Raw genomic sequence first — 18,166 nt, forward strand, 5'->3', positions numbered from 1 at the left:
CGACGGAACGCCGGCGCCGGCGTCGCCCCGAGGCGCGCCTGCCCCGTCCACAGGCGAGCGGCGCGGCGCGGCGCCGTCGGCCGCGTCCACCCCCGTCGCCTCGGCCGCCGGGCGGCCGGAGCCCGGGTGAGAGGATCGGTGGCGATGAGCGCGACACCTACCTCCGGATCCTCGGCCGACCCGCCGGGCGCGCCCCGCACACCGGCCGTGGGGGCGCCCCTCGACCCCGACGCGCTGCTCGCCGCGCTCGACGCCGACCAGCGCCGGGTGGCGGCCGACCCGTCGGGACCCATGTGCGTGCTCGCGGGCGCCGGCACGGGCAAGACGCGGGCCATCACCCACCGCATCGCCTACGGCGTCCACGCCGGCGTCTACGTGCCCCAGCGGGTCCTCGCGGTGACGTTCACCGCTCGCGCGGCGGGCGAGATGCGCACGCGGCTGCGCGGTCTGGGGGTGCGCGGGGTCCAGGCGCGCACGTTCCACGCGGCCGCGCTCCGCCAGTTGCACTACTTCTGGCCGCAGGCCGTCGGCGGGTCCGCCCCCGAGGTGCTGCCGTACAAGGCCCCGGTCGTCGCCGAGGCGGGGCACCGGCTCCGACTGCAGCTCGATCGGGCGGCCGTCCGCGACCTCGCCGCCGAGGTCGAGTGGGCCAAGGTCAACATGCTCACCCACGAGACGTACCCGGCCGCCGCGAGGGCGGCTCGCCGCGAGCCGCCCGGGCTCGACGTCACGGCCATGGCCCGCGTCATCGCCGAGTACGAGTCGGTGAAGACGGCGCGCGGCGTCATCGACTTCGAGGACGTGCTCCTGCTGCTCGTCGGGATCATGATCGACCGCGAGGACATCGCCGGCGTGATCCGCTCGCAGTACCGGCACTTCGTCGTCGACGAGTACCAGGACGTCAACGAGGTCCAGCAGCGCCTGCTCCAGCTGTGGCTGGGGGGGCGCGACGAGGTCTGCGTGGTCGGCGACCCGGCGCAGACGATCTACTCCTTCACGGGCGCCAGCCCGCGCCACCTGCTCGAGTTCACGACGACCCACCCGGGCGCGAGGACCGTCCGCCTGGAGCGCAACTACCGGTCCACCCCTCAGATCGTCGAGGTCTCCAACGCGGTGCTCTCGGGCCAGCGCGGGGCGATCCGGTCGCCCATCCGCCTGCGTGCCGTCGCCGACACTGGTCCGGCGCCGGAGCTCGTCGCCTATCCCGACGACGACGCCGAGGCGGCGGGGGTCGCGCAGCGCGTGCAGCGGCTCGTCGCCGGCGGGGTCGACCCCGCCGAGATCGCCGTGCTCTTCCGCACGAACGGGCAGTCCGAGGCGATCGAGGCCGCGCTCGCCGACGTCGGCGTCCCCTACCTCGTCCGTGGCGGAGAGCGCTTCTTCGCCCGGTCGGAGGTCAAGAAGGGCATCGTCCTGCTGCGGGGCGCCGCCCGCAGCGACGACGGCTCGGTGCCGCTGCCCGATCTCGTCCGCGACGTGCTCACCGGCGCCGGCTGGCAGTCCACGCCCCCGGCCGGCCGCGGGGCGACGCGCGACGCGTGGGAGTCGCTGGCCGCCCTCGCGGCGCTCGCCGACGACCTCGCCGCGACGAACGGGAAGGCCCGGCTGCGCGACGTGGTCGCCGATCTCGACGAACGGATGGCGGCGCAGCACGCCCCGACCGTGCAGGGGGTGACGCTCGCGTCGCTGCACTCCGCCAAGGGCCTGGAGTGGGACGCCGTCTTCCTCGTCGGCTGCAGCGACGGGCTCATGCCGATCACCATGGCCGAGGGCCTGGAGGAGGTCGAGGAGGAGCGCAGGTTGCTCTACGTCGGCCTGACGCGCGCGCGGCGACACCTCACCCTGTCGTGGGCCGCCTCCCGCGCCTCGGGCGGCCGCGGCACCCGTCGCCCGTCGCGCTTCCTCGAGACCGCCCGCGCCCAGCTCGGCGACGGTGTCACCGCCGGTCGCGACGCCGGCGAGCGCTCCGCGTCGCCGGCCGGCGCCCGGGCCGCGGCGCCCCGCGGCCGGTCGGCCCGCCCCGCCCACTGCCGGGGGTGCGGCGCCGAGCTGACCAGCGCCGCGCAGCGCAAGACGGGTCGCTGCGACGACTGCCCGCCCGACTACGACGAGGCGACCTACGAGCGCCTCCGGGAGTGGCGCGCCGCCGTCGCGAAGGCCTCGAAGATCCCCGCCTACGTCGTCTTCACCGACGCCACCCTGACCGCCGTCGCGCAGCGCGAACCGGCGGACGTGGTGAGCCTGCGGGCCGTCTCGGGGGTCGGCGAGCGCAAGGCCTCCCGCTACGGCGCGAGCGCCCTAGCGGTGCTCCGCGGCGCCGACCCGCGGCAGGAAGCGGCCCGGTGGTGCGAGACCGCAGGGATCGCCGCGCCGAAGCCGCAGGAATAAAAGGATTGCGCCGCGCTCACCGCAAGGCCTAGCCTGGTGATCGTCCTGGTCACGCGTCGTGCCCCGGCGCCGCGCATCACGTAGGTGGTGATCGGGGCGTATCGGTCCCACGACACGTGAGCGCCGAACGATCGAGACGGGAGGAGGAGCAGACATGGAGACGATCAACAGCATCATCGGCAGCGCGCAGCGGCGCGCCGGTCTCGCCGTCGCCCTCCGCGGTCTCGACCCCCGTGGCGGCATCGAGGCTCTCGGCGCCCGGGCGCTCGACTCGTCCGCGCCCACGGGTGGCGTCGTCACCCGTCTCCGCGGCCACGCCATGTCGTTCCCGCTGCCCTTCCCGTTCCACCCGAGTGGTTCCCTGCGTCCTTCGGCCGTCCACGTGAGCTGACGTCGACCGCCTCATCAGGCCGCGGAACCCGTTCGGGTCCGCGGCCTTCGTCGTCCCCGCCCCCGGCCCCGCCGGCCGGGCCGACGACGGCCCCGGGTCGGAACGGGAGGAACCCGCTCCCGACCCAGGACCTCCTCGCCGAGGCGACGTCGATTCGAAGGACCTCACCATGTCCGACCCGCACCGGGCCGAGACCCGCCACACCCCACCGACCGCATCGCAGGCCCGCCGCCCCCGCGGCGCGCAGGAGGCGAGCACCATGACGACCACACCGATCGCCTGTTCCGGCAGTCCCGCTCACGGCGGCTCGCAACCTCACCTGCGTTCGACGCCTGGCGGCGCCGATCCGCAGGTCCTGCCCTGCCGACGCTTCGACCCCGAGCTCTGGTTCGCCGAGCGACCCGAGGACGTCGAGAGGGCCAAGGCCCTGTGCGTCGGGTGCCCGCTGCAGGCGGCGTGCCTGGACACGGCGCTGCGCCGCGGGGAGCCCTGGGGCGTCTGGGGCGGCGAGCTGCTGGTCGACGGCCACGTCGTCGCCCGCAAGCGGCCGCGAGGCCGCCCCCGCAAACATCCCGTCGCCGCCTGAGCCACCGCCCGGTCCGGGCACGCCACGGCGACGAACGACCAGAGAGGAGCCACGCCATGTGGCCCGTGGAGTACACCGAACACCTTCGGGTGGGTCCGACCGGCCCCGGCGAGCCGGGGGAGCCGCGAGCTCCCCGCCCCAGCCGTCGCATCACCCTCCACGTGCGTCGTCAGCTCGAGCGCGAGTTGAGGTGAGCGTCGCGGTCGGGCGGGAGCGCCCGCCGGCCTCGTCCACCTCGTCCGCCCCCGGGCGCCGGAGCCACCGGCGGCCGGGGGCGGACCGCCGGCCGGCGCGGGGTAGACCCCGTCAGGCGGGGTCGTCGAGCCCGTCGAGCAGGGGCAGGTCGGCGCCGGGCATCCAGTCGTCGAGGATGCCGCGCGCCGGGACCTCCCCGCCGATCTGACACAGCACGCCGAGGCCGCCGACCCAGACCCGGTGGATGAGCAGGTACTCGGGCGGCAGATTGAGCCGGATCCCGGTCCGGAAGGCGGTCGACCGGGGGTCCTGGAGCCGCACGTACTGGGCGCGCAGCCAGTCCCGATCGAACCGGAACGTCTCGGTGCGCAGCGGCTCCGCGAACGGGACGAGGAAGGCGAGGAGCTCGTCGGCGTCGACGTCGACCCCCGGCCGGACGAACCCCTCGGCGCGCAGCCCGGCCAGGAGGGCGTCGGCCTCACCGGCCATGGCGGTGCTGACGAGCCGCCCCATGGGGACCGGCAGACCGCCCGGCAACGGGTCGACGCTGCCGAAGTCGAGCACGCCGATCCGCCCGTCGTCGGTCATCCGGAAGTTGCCCGGATGCGGGTCGGCGTGGAGGAGCCGCGCCTCGTGGGGGCCGCGCAGGAGGAACTCGAGGTAGGCGGCGCCTGCCCGGGACCGCTGCGCAGGCGTGCCCTCGGCGATGACGCGGGACAGCGGCGTGCCGTCGAGCCATTCCGTGATGAGCACCGCGCCCTTCTGGTGGACGACCGCCGGCACGACGACGTCGGGATCGCCGTCGAACGTCTCGGCGAAGGTGCGCTGCGACGCGGCCTCTCGGGCGTAGTCGAGCTCGTCCTCGACGCGGTCGACGAACTCCTCCAGGAGCGGGCCCAGGTCGAGCCCCGGCAGCCAGCTCGCGGACATCCGGGCGACCCGGGCGAGTCGTGTGAAGTCGCCGACGAGCGCCTCCCGCGCCCCGGGGTACTGGACCTTGACGGCGACCGTCCGGCCGTCCTTCCACGTGGCCCGGTGGACCTGGCCGACCGAGGCCGACGCGGCGGGCGCGTCGTCGAAGTCGGCGAACTTCGTGCGCCACCGAGGCCCCAGCTCGCGGGCGAGGACCTCGTGGACCGTGGCCGCCGGCAGGGCGGGGGCCGAGTCCTGGAGCTTGGTCAGGGTCGCGCGGTAGGGCCGCGCGACCTCCTCCGGCATGGCCGCCTCGACGATGCTCAGCGCCTGACCGACCTTCATCGCGCCGCCCTTGAGCTCGCCCAGCACGCTGAAGAGCTGCGCCGCGGTCCGCTCCTGGAGCTGCGCGGTGACCATGTCGGCGGGGGCCCCGCCCAGGCGGCGACCCGCGCCGACGGCCGCCCGCCCCGCGACCCCGATGGGCAGCGTGGCGAGCTTGGCGGTGCGGACGATGGCCTTCCTCGGGACACGACTCACGTGACCAGTGTCCCTCGCGCCGCGTCGCACCGACACCGGGGATGTGGCGTCCACCTGCGCCGGACCGGCCCGAGCAGGGGGAGAGCGACCTCGATGGACGTGCCCGGAACCGGCGTGTCCCGCCCGTCGAGGTGGGGCAGCAGCAGGGCCGCGACGAGCCCCGCGGCAATCGAACGGAGGCAGGCGTCGCCCTCGGCGGGCCGGTCGTGGGCGTGCACGAGCTGGCGCAGGACCTGCGGCCAGCCGGCGTCGAGATCGCTGCGATGCAGGTCGACGCACGTCAGGCAGGGGTCTGTGGGCCCCACCCACGGCCCGACCGCCAACCGGGGACCGTCGAGCACGACGGGCAGGTGGGGGACGCCGCGCCGCCGCCACGGCTCGGCCGCTTCGAAGCTCACCGCGCCCACGCCCACGAGGACGACCGCGTCGGGGGGACTCGACTCCCCGGCCCGCCAGGCCAGCTCGTGCAGGTCCACCCCGCTCCCGCAGGTGAGGCGGCCGATGCCGGCCTCGCGCAGGGTCCGCACGACGGCCTCGGTCAGCGCCCCCGACCCGTGGACGACGAGGTGTCGGCGGCTCCGCTCCGCGACGAGGTCCAGCCCGTCGCCGCCCAGGCCGTAGGCCGCCGACCACGCCAGCGCCTCGTGGGCCGCGCTCCGGGCGGTCTCGGGATGCAGACACGCCAACGCGGCCCGGTCGCCGGGGTCCTCGTTGAGCAGACCGTGCGGACGCAGCGCGTCGAGCAGGTCGTCGAGGCGGCCGCCGTCTCGGTGGGCCCGGCGGACGAGGGTGGGCAGATCCGCCCCGGCACCCAACAGCGTGACCAGGGCCACGTCCGCCGGTGTGAGCCCGGAGAGGAGCACGCCGCGCCCGGACACGAGACCCACCTGCACCCGGTCCCGGCCCCGGAACAGGACGCGGGCGTACGGCTGGAGCACCGCCGCGGGACGCGGTACCGCCGGACCCGGCCGGGGCGCGTGCACGGTGTCGCGGGCCGACCGGGGGTGCGGGGAGTGCGGGGGATGCGGGGGATGCGGGGGAGCGGACACGGGCGTCGGCCTTTCCGGTGGGCGGGGGCCGTCAGTGTCACCCGAGGGCCGTCGGCCGGGTCGCCCGTCGTCCACAGGCACGACGCGGGGGCGGACGGAGACCGTGTCTCCGTCCGCCCCCGCGATCGTTCGGCGAGTGACGCCGGTCAGGCCTTACCGAGGATCCGGTTGAGGTTGGTGCCGCACTCGGGGCACTTGCCCTTGGCCATGCGCCGGCCGTTCGTCTCGACGACGTTGCCCTCCGCCTCGCGCTTCTCCTTGCACTTGACGCAGTAGAACTCGCCCTTGTAGGTCTCGCCGGTGTCGGTCATCTGTGAAGTCTCCTTGTTGTGCGTGCCGCTGGTGCGGCGCCGGACCCGCCCACCCTAGACCAGGACTTTCCGTGCTCAGCGCAACCGGCGCTCGGGCGCGCCCGGTGTCTGCCGGAGGGAGCCGGCGGGCCCCGCCGGCTCCCCACGCCCGAGCCGCCGGGGCCGCGCGGCCTCAGGACCAGATCGCGACGACGAACAGGAGCGCGAGGCAGGCGAGCGCCTCGCCCGCCCCCGCGATCGCGGGGGGCACGCGGCGTCCCGCGAGGATCGCGGCCCGTGCCGTCAGGGCCGCGAAGAGGACGGTGGCGGCCACCGTGCCGCGGAGGGTGACGCCCGTCGGGCGGGGCCACAGGGCCTGCGTGGCCGTGAGCGCGAGGACGACGGTCGCGGCGAGGTGGTAGCCGATCGAGGCCCGGCGATAGGCGGTCGAGGTGCGCTCGCGGATGACGGTCTTCACGAAGAGGGCGCTGCCGACGAGGTAGGCGAGGACGAGCGCGGCGATGACGACCATCGTGCGCCGGCCGACGAGGATCGTCCCGCCGGCCGGGTGTCCCACCTGGTAGGTGACCAGGGCGAACGCGGCGGCGGCGGTCATGACCACGACATCGGCCGGCAGGCTGCGGGCGCGGCCCGTCCGGGCGAACCACACCGCGGCGAGGACCCCGGGCACGTAGAGGGCGCCCCACGGCAGGAGGTCCGGGCGGGCCGCGACGAGCGCGAGGGCGAGGAGCCCGGCGAGCGAGCCGTAGGTGAGGGCCGCCGCCCGACCCCGCGGAGCCGTGCGGGGACGCTCGCCGGTCGCCTGCCCCGGGGTGGGCGCAGGCCGCCTCGACCCGGCCGGTCGCCGGGCGAGACGGCCCCGCTCCGTCAGCCAGGTCGTCGTCGCCGTGAGCGCGAGGTAGCCGAGGAGCCAACAGGCCAGGAGAGGGGCGTGGATCGGCTCGGGACCGGCCCGCAGGACGCCGGCCGCGAACGGCAGGAGGAGCACGGCCCAGGCGCCGTGCTCGCGGCTCCACCAGCCCGAGCGGACGGCGCGTCGGTAGGCGGACGCGCGCCCGGGGTCGGGTACGGCGCGGGGTGGGCGACCCGCCGACGGCGTGCCGCCCACCGGACCCGACGCCGTCACGGGACGTCGACTCCGCAGGCGCCGGCCCGGACGCCGTCGGAGGCGGGCTCGGTCGGTCGGGTGGCCCGTTCGAGGCCGGCCGCGACGAGCCGGGCGAGGGCGGGTTCGGCGGTGGGGAGGTCGTCGACCGGCCACCACCGGACGTCGAGGCTCTCGGGGGAGCACACGGGCTCGGCGCCCTCCGGCGCCACCGCGAGGAAGCGGACGTCGAGGTGCTCCGTGCACCGACCGAACGCGCCCGAGAGGGCGTGTCGGTCCAGGTCGACCGGGTGGGGGTCGACGACGAGGCCGGGCAGTCCCGTCTCCTCCCGGGACTCGCGCGCGGCGGCGGCCGCGAGCCCGGCGTCGGCGGCCTCGAGGTGACCGCCGGGCTGGAACCAGGCGCGCGCCTTGCGGTGCAGCACGAGGCAGACCCGTTCCGACCGGGCGTCGAGCACCACGCAGCCGGCCGTGAGATGGGCCGGCGGGCCGGACCGGGACAGGGCGTCGGGGTGGGCGCGCAGGTGGGCGACGAAGGCGTCCCGCAGCGCCGCCTGGTCGGGGCCGGCCGGCGCGTGGGCGAGCAGGTCGGCGACGGCGCGCTCCGACCGGGGGTCGGACCCACCGGACGCGGCGTCGCGGGAGGTCACCGCTCCGGGCCGTCCGAACCGTCGGCCGGACCGTCGGGGCGCGGGGGGCCGTCCGGGCCGTCCGACCCCGCGGGCCCACTCGAGCCGCCGTCCTCCTGCGCCGAGTCGAGCAGGTCGGCGAGCGCGGCGTCGAACGCGTCGTCCTCGGCCGCGCGGCCCCCGGACGTGCGCTTCTCGACGTAGCCGAGCACGTCGTCGAGGTCGGCGGCCGTCGGGGCGAGGTCGGGGTGCTCCCAGGCCTGGTCACGAAGGTCGGCGCCGCCCTCGTTCTCCAGCGCGGCGAAGAGGTTGGCCGCGTCCCGGAGGCGGCGCGGCCGCAGCTCGAGGCCGACGAGCCGGCTGAAGAGCTGCTCGGCCGGCCCACCCGTGGCGCGGCGGCGCCGGACGGCCTCGCCGAGCGCCGCGGACGCGGGCAGGTGCGGTGCCGTGGCGCGGTCGGCGACGACGTCGACCCACCCCTCGACGAGGGCGAGGAGCGTCTCGAGCCGGGCCAGAGCGGACTGCTGGCTCGCGCTCGGCGTCGGCGTGAACAGCCCGTCGCCGAGCGCCTCCTGGACGGCGGCGGGATCCGACGCGTCGATCGAGGCGATCTTGCTCTCCAACGCCTCCGTGTCGATGTCGATGTCGCGGGCGTACGCCTGCACGGCGGCGACGAGCTGCGGGCCGAGCCACGGCGCCCCCGCGAACAGCCGGCTCCGGGCCGCCTCGCGGGCGGCGAGGTAGAGCTCCACCTGCGCGTTGTCGACCTCGAGCCCGTCGGCGAACTCGGCGACGTTGGCGGGCAGGAGCACGACCGTGCCGCGCGGCACCAGCGGCAGCCCGACCTCGGTGCCGCTGACGACGTGCGCGGCGAGGGTGCCGACGGCCTGGCCGATCTGCGCGCCGAACATCGAGCTGCTCATCCGGGCCAGCATGGGCTCGAGCTGGCCGATCATCGCGCCGAGGTTCATGCCGGGCGGAAGGCCGGGGATGCCGGGCATCTCGACGGGCCCGTCGCCGAGCCGGTCCATCTGCTTGCGCATGGCGGCCACGACCGCGGCGTTGACCCCCTCGGCGACGGGGCCGACGAGGTCGCCCCACATCGGCATCGTGTGGCTCACCCATTCGGCCCGGCTCCAGGCCGCGGCACCGCCCTCGGAGGCGGGCAGCTCGGTGACCGCGTCGAGCCACAGCTCGGCGACCCGGACGGCGTCCGTGGCCGAGCGCGCCTGACGGTCGGTGACGAGGGCGTCGCCGCCCGCCGCCACCTGCTTGCGAGCGACGTCGCTCGAGAGATCGAGGTTGACGCCGTCGGTGGGCGCCGCCTCGAACATGGCGCGCAGCTGTCCGGCGAGCATGCCCATCGCCGCGGGGTCCATGCGGTCGACCCCCATCGCCTTGAGGGCGTCGCGCATGGCCGGGTTGTCGGCGTCCGCGAGGAACTGCTGGATCATCTTGGCGAAGTCGGGCTGGTCGGGGCCCGACGGGTCGGGGGAGCTGGGCGGGTCCTGCGACACGGTGGTCTCCTTAGGCGCCTGGGATGATGGCCTCTCCATTAGGTAACCACGAGGAGGTCCGGTGAGTTCCGCGGAGTCCGCCGGTTCGGGGTCGCACCCCCCGCGCCTCGTCGTGACCGGCGTCGACGGCGCGATCGCCCGCGCCGTGCTGCGCATCGCGCGCGACCGTTACGGTGTCGCGGACGTCGTCCCCGTGCTGCGCTCGCCGGGGGGCGCGCCCGCCCCGACGGTCCCGGCCGGGCGCACCGTCGTGCTCGTCGCGCTGAGCACGGATCTGGCCCAGGACCTGCGCCTCCACCGCGACGTGCGTCGCGCCGAGCTGATCGCGATGACGCGGGACGCGGCGGCCGGCGCGCTCGCCGGTGGGGCCCGTCTCGTCGTCGTCACGTCGGCCCGCGTCTACGGCGCCCTCGCCGACAACGTCGTGCCGCTGCCGGAGGACGCGCCGCTGCGCGCCGTGGACGACCGCGGCCTCGTGGGCGACCTCCTCGTCGTCGAGTCCGAGGTGGCGCGGCTGTCGGCCGAACATCCCCGGCTCGACGTCACGCTGGTGCGGCCCGCGGCGGTCGTGGGGCCGGGGGTCGACACGACGATCACGCGGCACTTCGAGCCCACCCGGCCGCTCGTCCTCGCAGGCACGACCCCGCTCTGGCAGTTCGCGCACGTCGAGGACGTCGCCTCCGGGGTGCTCGCCGTGCTCGACCACGGCCTGCTCGGCGCCGTCGCGCTGGCCAGCCCCGGGTGGCTGGGTCGGGCGGAGGTCGAGCGCCGCCTGGGCAAGCGCCACCTCGAGCTGCCGCGGGCCCTGGCGGTCCGGGCCGCGGAACGCCTGCACGCGCTGGGTACGCTGTCGACCTCCGGGGCCGACCTCGCCTACGTCGGCGAGCCGTGGGTCGTGGCCTGCGCGTCGCTCACCGCGGCGGGTTGGGCCCCCCGGTACGACAACGTGGACTGCGTGGACGAGCTGCGTCGGCTGGGCGAGAGCAGGACCCGCCCCCTGGCGATGCGCCGGGACGCGGCCTTCGGAACGGCGAGCGCGGCCGTCGCGTTGGCCGCCTCTGCGGCGCTCGTGCGCCGCCACAGGAAGCGAGGATGACCGTGGCCGAACCCGTCGTGTACGCGCAGATCAGCGCCGAACCCCTGTCGGTCGGACGCGTGGCCGACCGGGTGGGCCACCGCAGGGCGGGCGGCGTCGTCACCTTCACGGGGCTCGTCCGGGACCACGACCACGGGCAGGGCGTGGCCGCCCTCGAGTACAGCGCCCACCCGAGCGCGCTCGACCGGCTCCGCGATCTCGTCCGTGAGATCGCCGCGCGGCCGGGCGTGGTCGCGGCCGCCGCCGAACACCGGGTCGGCCGGCTCGGGATCGGTGAGGTCGCCGTCGTCGTCGCCGTCGCGGCCGAACACCGGGGGAGCGCGTTCGAGGGCGCGCGTGACCTCATCGACCGCCTCAAGGCGGAGGTCCCGATCTGGAAGCACCAACTCTTCACCGACGGCACCGACGAGTGGGTGGGCACTCCATGACGGGGTCGACCCCCGCGCCCACCGACGCACCCGACGGGCCGTTCCGGCCGATCGGGCCGGGTGGGTCGGCCCGAGCCCTGTCGCGGCGGACGATCGTCTCCCTCTTCGCGCTCGTCGTCGTCCTCCTCGTCGGCGCGGCCGGGACCCTGGTGCACCCGGCCTACGTCGTGCTCCGGGCGGGGCCGATCTACGACACGCTCGGCACCGGCGCCGACGGCACGACCCCTCTCGTGCGCGTGGCGGGCGCCCCGACGCACCCCACCACGGGCACCCTCGACCTGACGACGGTGGCCCAGTACGGCGGTCCGGGCCACCCGCTCGACCTGTGGGACCTGCTCGGCGCCCGCCTCGACCCCGAGGCCGAGATCCTCGACCGTGACGCCGTGTATCCACCCGACGCCACGCCGGAGGCCGTCAAGGAGGAGACGGCGGCGCAGATGGCCGGCTCGCAGCACGCCGCCGCGGCGGCCGCACTGCGGGCGCTGGGTCACGCCGAGGAGGCGCGCGTCGAGCAGGTCGTCCCGGACGGTCCGGCCGCCGTCCTGCTGCGCCGCGGTGATGTCATCACCGCCGTCGACGGCACCCCGGTGCGGCGGACCGCGCAGGTCTCCACCCTCGTCCAGGAGGCGCGGTCCGCGGCGGTGTCGCTCGGCGTGCGGCGCGACGGCACGACCACGACGGTGCGGGTGCCGACGCGGACGCTCGAGGGCCGCCGGTACGTGGGGGTGGGCCTCGCGCCGGTCTTCCCCGGTGCGCCGAGGGTGACCATCGACGCGGGGGAGGTCGGCGGCCCGTCGGCGGGCACGATGTTCGCCCTGGCCGTGTACGACAAGCTCACCCCGGGGGCGCTCACCGGCGGTGCCAAGATCGCGGGCACCGGCACGATGGGGCTCGACGACCGGGTGGGCCCGATCGGCGGCATCCGGCACAAGCTCGTCGGCGCCGTGGACGGGGGAGCGGCGTGGTTCCTGGCCCCCGCCGAGAACTGCCCCGAGGTCGTGGGCCACGTCCCCGACGGCCTGCGCGTCGTCAAGGTGTCGACGTTCGCCCAGGCGCGCGAGGCCGTGACCGCGATCGGCGCGGGCCGCGGCGACGCGCTGGCCGGCTGCGGCTGAGCGCCGGCTCAGTCCTCCAGCGTCGCCGCGAGCGCGGCGACCAGGCCGGGAGCGATGTCGCGGCCGACCGCCACGGCGTCGTCGCTGTCGTGCGCGCGCTGCCGCAGGAGACACACCTGGTCCCCGGCCTGCGCGGCCGCGGCCGACCCGTCCGGCGAGGGCGGGCGGGTCACGGCGACGACGAGCCGGATCTCGGCCGCGTCGGGGTGGGCGGCCAGAGCCCGGGCGGCCTCGTCCGGGTCGGCCGGGAGGTCGCGCTCGGCCTCCGGCGGGACGACGAGGCGCTCCACGGTGAGGGCGACTCCGGCGACCTCCGGCGGCCAGGCGAGTCGGCCGAGGAGGTCCTCCAGGGTGTCGGTCGCCGGCAGGCCCTCCTGCTCCACCGCGCTGAGGTCGTCGGGGCCCGCCGGATCCCCGGCCGCCTCGAGGTGGTCGGCGAGACCGGGCTCGGACGCCATGAGCGCAGAGGTGGGCACGAGCGCGAATAGGGCCGGTCCGCGGTCCCAGCCGCGGGCGGCCACGTGCCGTTCGAGCTCGAGGGCGGCGCGCAGGAGGGGGCGGGGGGCGGCGGGTTCGGGCGTGCTCACCCGCCCATCGTGCCCCACCGGGGACGCGCCGCCCGACGTGCGCCGACGCGACCTCGACACGCCCGCTGCGACGTTGTCAGGAGCAGCGGCTACCGTGGGCCCCTCAGCGAGCGACACGCGGAGCCGGCGCCCTCGGGCACGGTGGTGCCGCGGCGTCGCCCACGGGCAGGGTCGAGCGAAGCAGGATGCGGTGAGCGAGCAGGGCGGACAGAACACTCCACCGAACACCCCGGGATCCGGCGGCGGGTCCTCCTCCGCCGGTGGCGGATCCGGATCGGGGCCGTTCGGGTTCGGCCGTGGCCCGGGCGGATCCGGCCCGGGCGGGTCGGGCGGATCTGGCGGGTCGTCGGGTCGTGGCCCGTTCGGGCCGGGCGGCCCGTTCGGCCCCGGCGGTCCGGGGGGCGACGGGCGCGGCCCCGGTCGCACCGCGACCGCCTCCGGGCCGCGTCGGCGCCCCGGACCGGCCCTCATCACCGCGGCCGTCCTGCTCGTCGTCGTCGGCCTCGTCGCCCTCGTCTCCGAGTTCTGGACCGACGTGCTCTGGTTCGGCAGCGTCGGATACTCCCAGGTGATGTGGACCCGGCTCGGAGCCCAGGTCGCGCTGTTCGCGCTGGGCGCCGTCGTCGTGGGCGCGATCGTCGCCTCGAGCCTCGGCCTGGCCTACCGCCACCGGCCGGTCTACGCCCCGTCCACGCCCGCCCAGGAGGCCTTGGACCGGTATCGCGAGCTCATCGAGCCGCTGCGCAAGGTCGGCACGATCGTCGCGCCGTTGCTGCTCGGCCTCTTCGCCGGCGCCGCGGCCGCCAGCCAGTGGCGCACGGCCCTGCTCTGGCTCAACCGCCAGCCGTTCGGCCGCACCGACGACACGTTCGGGCTCGACATCGGCTTCTACGTGTTCACGCTGCCGTGGCTCTCCTTCCTCGTCTCGTTCCTCACGATGGCGCTCGTCCTCGCGCTCATCGCGGCGGCGCTGACGCACTACGTGTACGGCGGGCTCCAGATCGGGGGAGCGGGACCGCGCACGACCCGGGCGGCGCGGGTGCACCTGTCCGTGCTCGCGGCCCTGCTCGTGCTCGTGCGCGCGGCCGGGTACTGGCTCGAGCGGTACCAACTCACCGTGGCGGACTCGCCGCGCATCACCGGCCTCACCTACACCGACCAGGTGGCCGTGCTGCCCACCAAGACGATCCTCGCGGTCGCCGCGCTCATCTGTGCGGCGCTGTTCGTCGCGACGATCTGGACCTCGTCCTGGCGGCTGCCGGTCATCGGCGTGAGCATGCTCGTCGTCCTGTCGCTGCTCGTCGGGGGTCTCTACCCGTTGGCCGTGCAGAATTTCCGGGTCAAGCCGAGCGAGCAGGCCCTCGAGGCGCCGTTCATCGAGAAGAACATCTCGGCCACGCGGGAGGCCTACGACATCTCCGACATCTCGAAGGTGGAGTACAAGGCCACGACGACCGCGGCGCCGGGCCAGCTGCGCTCCGACGCGGCCACCGTGCCCGGCATCCGCATCCTCGACCCGCTCATCGTGTCGCCCACGTTCACGCAGATGCAGGGCCTGTGGCAGTACTACCGGTTCCCCGACGTCCTCGACGTCGACCGGTACAAGCTCTCGGGCAACACCCAGGACAGTGTCGTGGCGGCCCGCGAGCTCGACCTCGCCGGTGTGCCGCAACGGAACTGGGTCAACGACCACACGGTGTACACCCACGGCTACGGCCTCGTCGCCGCCTACGGCAACAAGCGCACCGATGACGGTGAGCCCGACTTCTTCGTCCGGGACATCCCGCCCACGGGTTCCCTCGGGAAGTTCCAGCCCCGCATCTACTTCGGTGAGCGGAGCCCGGAGTACTCGCTCGTCGGCGCGCCGTCCGGCGGCAAGCCGCGCGAGGTCGACTACCAGTCCGGCGAGGGCGAGAAGTACTTCACCTACGACGGCGGGGGCGGTGTCGCCCTCGACAACCCCGTCAAGCGGACGGCCTACGCGCTGAAGTACCGCGAGCTGAAGATCATGCTGTCGGAGCAGGTCGGCGACTTCTCGCGGATGCTCGACCACCGCACCCCCCGGGAGCGGGTCCAGCGCGTCGCCCCGTGGCTGACCCTCGACGGCAACATCTACCCGACCGTCGTCGACGGCCGCGTCCTCTGGGTCGTCGACGGCTACACGACGTCGGCGAACTACCCCTACAGCCGCCTCCAGGCGCTCGAGTCGGCCACGTCCGACGCCGTCACCGCCCGCGGCACGGCCAGTGTCCAGCAGGTGCGGGCCGGCCAGGTCAACTACATCCGCAACTCGATCAAGGCGACCGTGGACGCCTACGACGGCTCGGTCAAGCTGTACAGCTGGGACGAGCAGGACCCGGTGCTCAAGGCCTGGTCGTCGGCGTTCGGCGACACGGTGCGCCCGATGAGCGAGATCAGCGGCGACCTCATGTCGCACCTGCGCTACCCCGAGGACCTGTTCAAGGTCCAGCGTCAGCTCCTGTCGAAGTACCACATCACCGACGCGGGCGCGTTCTACTCCGGCGGTGAGTACTGGAAGATCCCCGTCGACCCGACGACGGCGGCCGGGGCCGACCAGCCGCCGTACTACCTGTCCATCCAGATGCCCGGGACGAACTCCCCGTCGTTCTCCATCACGACGACGTTCTCGCCCGCCGGTGAGAACCGCCCCTACCTCACGGGCTTCCTCGCCGTCGACTCCGACGCCGGTGCGACCGCCGGGAAACGCCGGGAGGGGTACGGCACGATGCGGCTGCTCGACCTGCCCAGTTCGACGAACGTGCTCGGGCCGTCGCAGGTCCAGAACCAGATCAACGCGTCGAACGCGAGCTCCGAGGACTTCAACGTCACGCTGAACAACTTCCTCAACATCAGCCAGACGGGCTCGAAGGTCCAGCGCGGCAACCTGCTCACCCTGCCGGTCGGCGGCGGTCTGCTGTACGTCCAGCCGATCTACGTCAGCGGTCAGGACGGTTCGGGCTACCCGCTGCTCCAGGCCGTCGTCGTGTCGTTCGGCAACAAGATCGCCTGGGGCAAGACGCTCGACAAGGCCCTGGACCAGCTCTTCGGCGGCAACTCCGGCGCCGAGGCCGGCGACTCGGGGGTCGCCCCGGGCACGGGCAACGCCCCGACCACCCCGACCCCGACGACCCCGGCGCCCTCCGGTGGCGGCTCGGCCGCCCTCAAGGCGGCCCTCGCCCAGGTGCGGACGCAGTACGCCGCGGGGGAGGCGGCCATGAAGAAGGGCGACTGGGCGGCCTACGGCAAGGCGCAGCAGGCGCTCGGCGAGGCCATCTCGCGGGCCATCGCACTCCAGCCCGAGGGCGGCTCGGTCACGAGCCCCAGCCCCAGCCCGAGCCCGACGGCGACCGGCCGGTCGACCCCGGCGCCGACGGGGTCGGCGGCCCCGTCGCCCACCTCGTGAGGCGTGTCCTCGCCGGCGGGCCGAAGCCCGCCGGCGAGGACGGACGCCCGATTTGGAGCGTCACGGACCATCGCGTAAAGTGGTGTTCACCGACGCGGGGTGGAGCAGCTCGGTAGCTCGCCGGGCTCATAACCCGGAGGTCGCAGGTTCAAATCCTGCCCCCGCTACCACCGACGTCGAAGGCCGTGACCCTACCAGGGGTCACGGCCTTCGACGTGTCCCCACACCGCGCGGCGTCCCCGGCCGGTTCCAGAGCCGCCTCCCGACCCCGCGCCGCACGTGGCCTCTGCCGCTCTCGTCACCCGCAGGTAATCCGGCTGCCCCCCAAGCGGTCGATCCGGACCGGATGCGGGATCATGGTCGGGTGTGCCTCGCGACGCGAGGCCGGCCAACCAGCCACACCTCACCCGCAGGAACGCATCCCATCCAGGAGACATGCATGTCACCCAAGAGTCGTCACGACGTCGTCGTCATCGGATCGGGCTTCGGCGGCCTCTTCACGACGCAGGCGCTGGGCGCGAGCGACGACGTGCGGGTCACGCTCGTCGCCAAGACCGCCCACCACCTCTTCCAGCCCCTGCTGTACCAGGTGGCGACCGGCATCCTGTCGGAGGGCGAGGTCGCCCCGGCCACGCGTGAGATCCTCCGTCACCAGATCAACGCCCGGTCCATCCAGGGCCTCGTCACCGACATCGACCTGCAGAAGCGGGTCGTGACGTCCCGCTTCCACAACCACGTCACCGAGACGCCGTACGACTCGCTCGTCGTCGCGGCCGGTGCCGGCCAGTCGTACTTCGGCAACGACCAGTTCAAGACGTACGCGCCGGGCATGAAGAGCATCGACGACGCCCTCGAGCTCCGCGGTCGCATCTTCTCCGCCTTCGAGCTGGCCGAGACCGAGGACGACCCGGTCGAGCGGGCGCGCCTGCTGACCTTCGTCGTCGTCGGGGCGGGCCCCACGGGCGTCGAGATGGCGGGTCAGATCCGCGAGCTCTCCACGAAGACGCTGTCGAGCGAGTTCCGGCACATCGACCCGTCCGAGGCGCGCGTGATCCTCCTCGACGGCGCCCCCGCCGTGCTGCCCGTCTTCGGCGACCAGCTCAGCGCCGCCGCGAAGGCGTCGCTGGAGGACATGGGTGTCGAGGTGTTGCTCAACGCCTTCGTCACCGACGTCGACGGTGACGGCATCTCGTACAAGACCAAGTCGGGCGACGTCCACCGCATCGAGGCCAAGACCAAGGTCTGGGCCGCGGGTGTCCAGGCCAGCGAGCTGACGACCACCCTGTCGGAGCAGACGGGCGCCCAGCTCGACCGCGCCGGCCGCATCAGCGTCCAGCCCGACCTGACGCTGCCGGGGCACCCCGAGGTGTACGTCATCGGCGACATGGCCGCCGTCGAGGGCGTCCCGGGTGTCGCCCAGGGTGCCATCCAGGAGGGCAAGTACGCCGCCGAGAGCATCCTCGCGAAGGTCCGGGGCGAGGCCGCGCCCGGGCCCTTCCAGTACAAGGACCTCGGCAGCATGGCGACGATCTCGAAGTACAGCGCCGTCGCGAGCATCGGCAAGCTGCACTTCACCGGGTTCGTGGCGTGGCTGCTCTGGCTGGCCGTCCACCTGCAGCAGCTCGTCGGCTTCAAGAACCGCGTCTCGACCCTGCTGCACTGGTTCATCACGTTCTTCGGCAACGGGCGGAGCCAGCGCGTCACCACGAACCAGCAGCTCGTCGGGCGTCTCGCCCTCGAGCAGCTCGGTCAGGGTGCATCGGGCGACCTCCTGGCGGGTCAGCCCGTCACGACGGGCAGCAAGCCCGCGCGACGCGTCGACTGACCTGCGCTCACCTACCTCCCGGCGCCCGGGCCACCGCAGCGGTGGTCCGGGCGCCGCCGTGTCCGCGC

Annotated in this window: 15 protein-coding genes and 1 tRNA gene; 9 read left to right on the forward strand and 7 right to left on the reverse strand. The window is 74.8% G+C overall.

The annotated features are described in order from the left end of the window. Positions 1 to 144 precede the first annotated feature (144 nt). The 3 genes from ICW24_RS07670 (at position 145) to ICW24_RS07680 (ending at position 3,365) form a co-directional block, all read left to right on the forward strand. Positions 145 to 2,388, forward strand: coding sequence for an ATP-dependent DNA helicase UvrD2 (locus ICW24_RS07670; protein WP_226345133.1), 2,244 nt, complete (start codon positions 145 to 147; stop codon positions 2,386 to 2,388). Between the two features lie 154 nt (positions 2,389 to 2,542). Next, entirely contained in the window at positions 2,543 to 2,779 is a 237-nt protein-coding gene (locus ICW24_RS07675; RefSeq protein ID WP_226345134.1) for a hypothetical protein, read from the forward strand. A gap of 259 nt (positions 2,780 to 3,038) precedes the next feature. After that, the gene (locus tag ICW24_RS07680; RefSeq protein WP_372360564.1) at positions 3,039 to 3,365 is read left to right on the forward strand and encodes a WhiB family transcriptional regulator; all 327 of its coding nucleotides are present in this window, start codon (positions 3,039 to 3,041) and stop codon (positions 3,363 to 3,365) included. A 306-nt stretch (positions 3,366 to 3,671) separates the two neighbouring features. On the opposite strand, the gene ICW24_RS07685 is transcribed toward ICW24_RS07680, so the two are convergent. From ICW24_RS07685 to ICW24_RS07710, 6 genes are all read right to left on the reverse strand, one after another. Then, complete coding sequence (locus ICW24_RS07685) at positions 3,672 to 5,012, reverse strand: ABC1 kinase family protein (protein ID WP_226345135.1); 1,341 nt, start codon at positions 5,010 to 5,012, stop codon at positions 3,672 to 3,674. Further along, positions 5,009 to 5,950, reverse strand: coding sequence for a hypothetical protein (locus ICW24_RS07690; protein WP_226345136.1), 942 nt, complete (start codon positions 5,948 to 5,950; stop codon positions 5,009 to 5,011). Before ICW24_RS07690 ends, ICW24_RS07685 begins: the two co-directional genes overlap by 4 nt. 257 nt (positions 5,951 to 6,207) lie before the next feature. Continuing rightward, positions 6,208 to 6,372, reverse strand: coding sequence for a DUF5679 domain-containing protein (locus ICW24_RS07695; protein ID WP_226345137.1), 165 nt, complete (start codon positions 6,370 to 6,372; stop codon positions 6,208 to 6,210). Positions 6,373 to 6,544: 172 nt separating this feature from the next. Continuing rightward, positions 6,545 to 7,498 carry a YwiC-like family protein gene (locus tag ICW24_RS07700; RefSeq protein WP_226345138.1) on the reverse strand — a complete coding sequence of 318 codons (954 nt, stop codon included), beginning with the start codon at positions 7,496 to 7,498 and terminating at the stop codon, positions 6,545 to 6,547. Further along, positions 7,495 to 8,127: an NUDIX hydrolase gene (locus ICW24_RS07705; protein ID WP_226345139.1), complete on the reverse strand. Its 633-nt coding sequence runs from the start codon at positions 8,125 to 8,127 to the stop codon at positions 7,495 to 7,497. The genes ICW24_RS07700 and ICW24_RS07705 overlap by 4 nt, the downstream gene beginning before the upstream one ends. Next, positions 8,124 to 9,623 (reverse strand): zinc-dependent metalloprotease, encoded by a 1,500-nt coding sequence (locus tag ICW24_RS07710; protein WP_226345140.1) that lies wholly within the window; start codon positions 9,621 to 9,623, stop codon positions 8,124 to 8,126. The genes ICW24_RS07705 and ICW24_RS07710 overlap by 4 nt, the downstream gene beginning before the upstream one ends. Before the next feature lie 61 nt (positions 9,624 to 9,684). On the opposite strand from ICW24_RS07710, the gene ICW24_RS07715 reads away from it, so the two are divergent. From ICW24_RS07715 to ICW24_RS07725, 3 genes are read left to right on the forward strand one after another with little or no spacing between them, the layout of a single operon-like run. Further along, positions 9,685 to 10,719 carry an NAD-dependent epimerase/dehydratase family protein gene (locus ICW24_RS07715; protein ID WP_226345141.1) on the forward strand — a complete coding sequence of 345 codons (1,035 nt, stop codon included), beginning with the start codon at positions 9,685 to 9,687 and terminating at the stop codon, positions 10,717 to 10,719. Then, the gene (locus tag ICW24_RS07720) at positions 10,716 to 11,147 is read left to right on the forward strand and encodes a molybdenum cofactor biosynthesis protein MoaE (protein ID WP_226345142.1); all 432 of its coding nucleotides are present in this window, start codon (positions 10,716 to 10,718) and stop codon (positions 11,145 to 11,147) included. The genes ICW24_RS07715 and ICW24_RS07720 overlap by 4 nt, the downstream gene beginning before the upstream one ends. Beyond that, positions 11,144 to 12,262, forward strand: a complete 1,119-nt coding sequence (locus ICW24_RS07725; protein ID WP_226345143.1) for a YlbL family protein — start codon at positions 11,144 to 11,146, stop codon at positions 12,260 to 12,262. The genes ICW24_RS07720 and ICW24_RS07725 overlap by 4 nt, the downstream gene beginning before the upstream one ends. Positions 12,263 to 12,270: 8 nt before the next feature. On the opposite strand, the gene ICW24_RS07730 is transcribed toward ICW24_RS07725, so the two are convergent. Then, a complete protein-coding gene (locus tag ICW24_RS07730) occupies positions 12,271 to 12,849 on the reverse strand; it encodes a PPA1309 family protein (RefSeq protein WP_226345144.1) in 579 nt (192 codons plus the stop codon). 190 nt (positions 12,850 to 13,039) lie between these two features. On the opposite strand from ICW24_RS07730, the gene ICW24_RS07735 reads away from it, so the two are divergent. The 3 genes from ICW24_RS07735 (at position 13,040) to ICW24_RS07745 (ending at position 18,098) form a co-directional block, all read left to right on the forward strand. Continuing rightward, positions 13,040 to 16,273 (forward strand): UPF0182 family membrane protein, encoded by a 3,234-nt coding sequence (locus ICW24_RS07735; protein WP_226345145.1) that lies wholly within the window; start codon positions 13,040 to 13,042, stop codon positions 16,271 to 16,273. A 93-nt stretch (positions 16,274 to 16,366) separates the two neighbouring features. After that, a tRNA-Met gene (locus tag ICW24_RS07740) sits at positions 16,367 to 16,443 on the forward strand. Positions 16,444 to 16,712: 269 nt separating this feature from the next. Then, positions 16,713 to 18,098 (forward strand): NAD(P)/FAD-dependent oxidoreductase, encoded by a 1,386-nt coding sequence (locus ICW24_RS07745; protein ID WP_226345146.1) that lies wholly within the window; start codon positions 16,713 to 16,715, stop codon positions 18,096 to 18,098. Positions 18,099 to 18,166 lie beyond the last annotated feature (68 nt).

It is taken from the genome of Agilicoccus flavus (assembly GCF_014857905.1).
Taxonomy (GTDB): Bacteria; Actinomycetota; Actinomycetes; order Actinomycetales; family Dermatophilaceae; genus Agilicoccus; species Agilicoccus flavus.

Excerpts from the sequence above, each read along its gene's own strand:
- ICW24_RS07670 (WP_226345133.1), top strand. The coding sequence starts at position 145 with ATGAGCGCGACACCTACCTCCGGATCCTCGGCCGACCCGCCGGGCGCG.
- ICW24_RS07675 (WP_226345134.1), top strand. The coding sequence starts at position 2,543 with ATGGAGACGATCAACAGCATCATCGGCAGCGCGCAGCGGCGCGCCGGT.
- ICW24_RS07680 (WP_372360564.1), top strand. The coding sequence starts at position 3,039 with ATGACGACCACACCGATCGCCTGTTCCGGCAGTCCCGCTCACGGCGGC.
- ICW24_RS07695 (WP_226345137.1), bottom strand. The coding sequence starts at position 6,372 with ATGACCGACACCGGCGAGACCTACAAGGGCGAGTTCTACTGCGTCAAG.
- ICW24_RS07720 (WP_226345142.1), top strand. The coding sequence starts at position 10,716 with ATGACCGTGGCCGAACCCGTCGTGTACGCGCAGATCAGCGCCGAACCC.
- ICW24_RS07725 (WP_226345143.1), top strand. The coding sequence starts at position 11,144 with ATGACGGGGTCGACCCCCGCGCCCACCGACGCACCCGACGGGCCGTTC.
- ICW24_RS07745 (WP_226345146.1), top strand. The coding sequence starts at position 16,713 with ATGTCACCCAAGAGTCGTCACGACGTCGTCGTCATCGGATCGGGCTTC.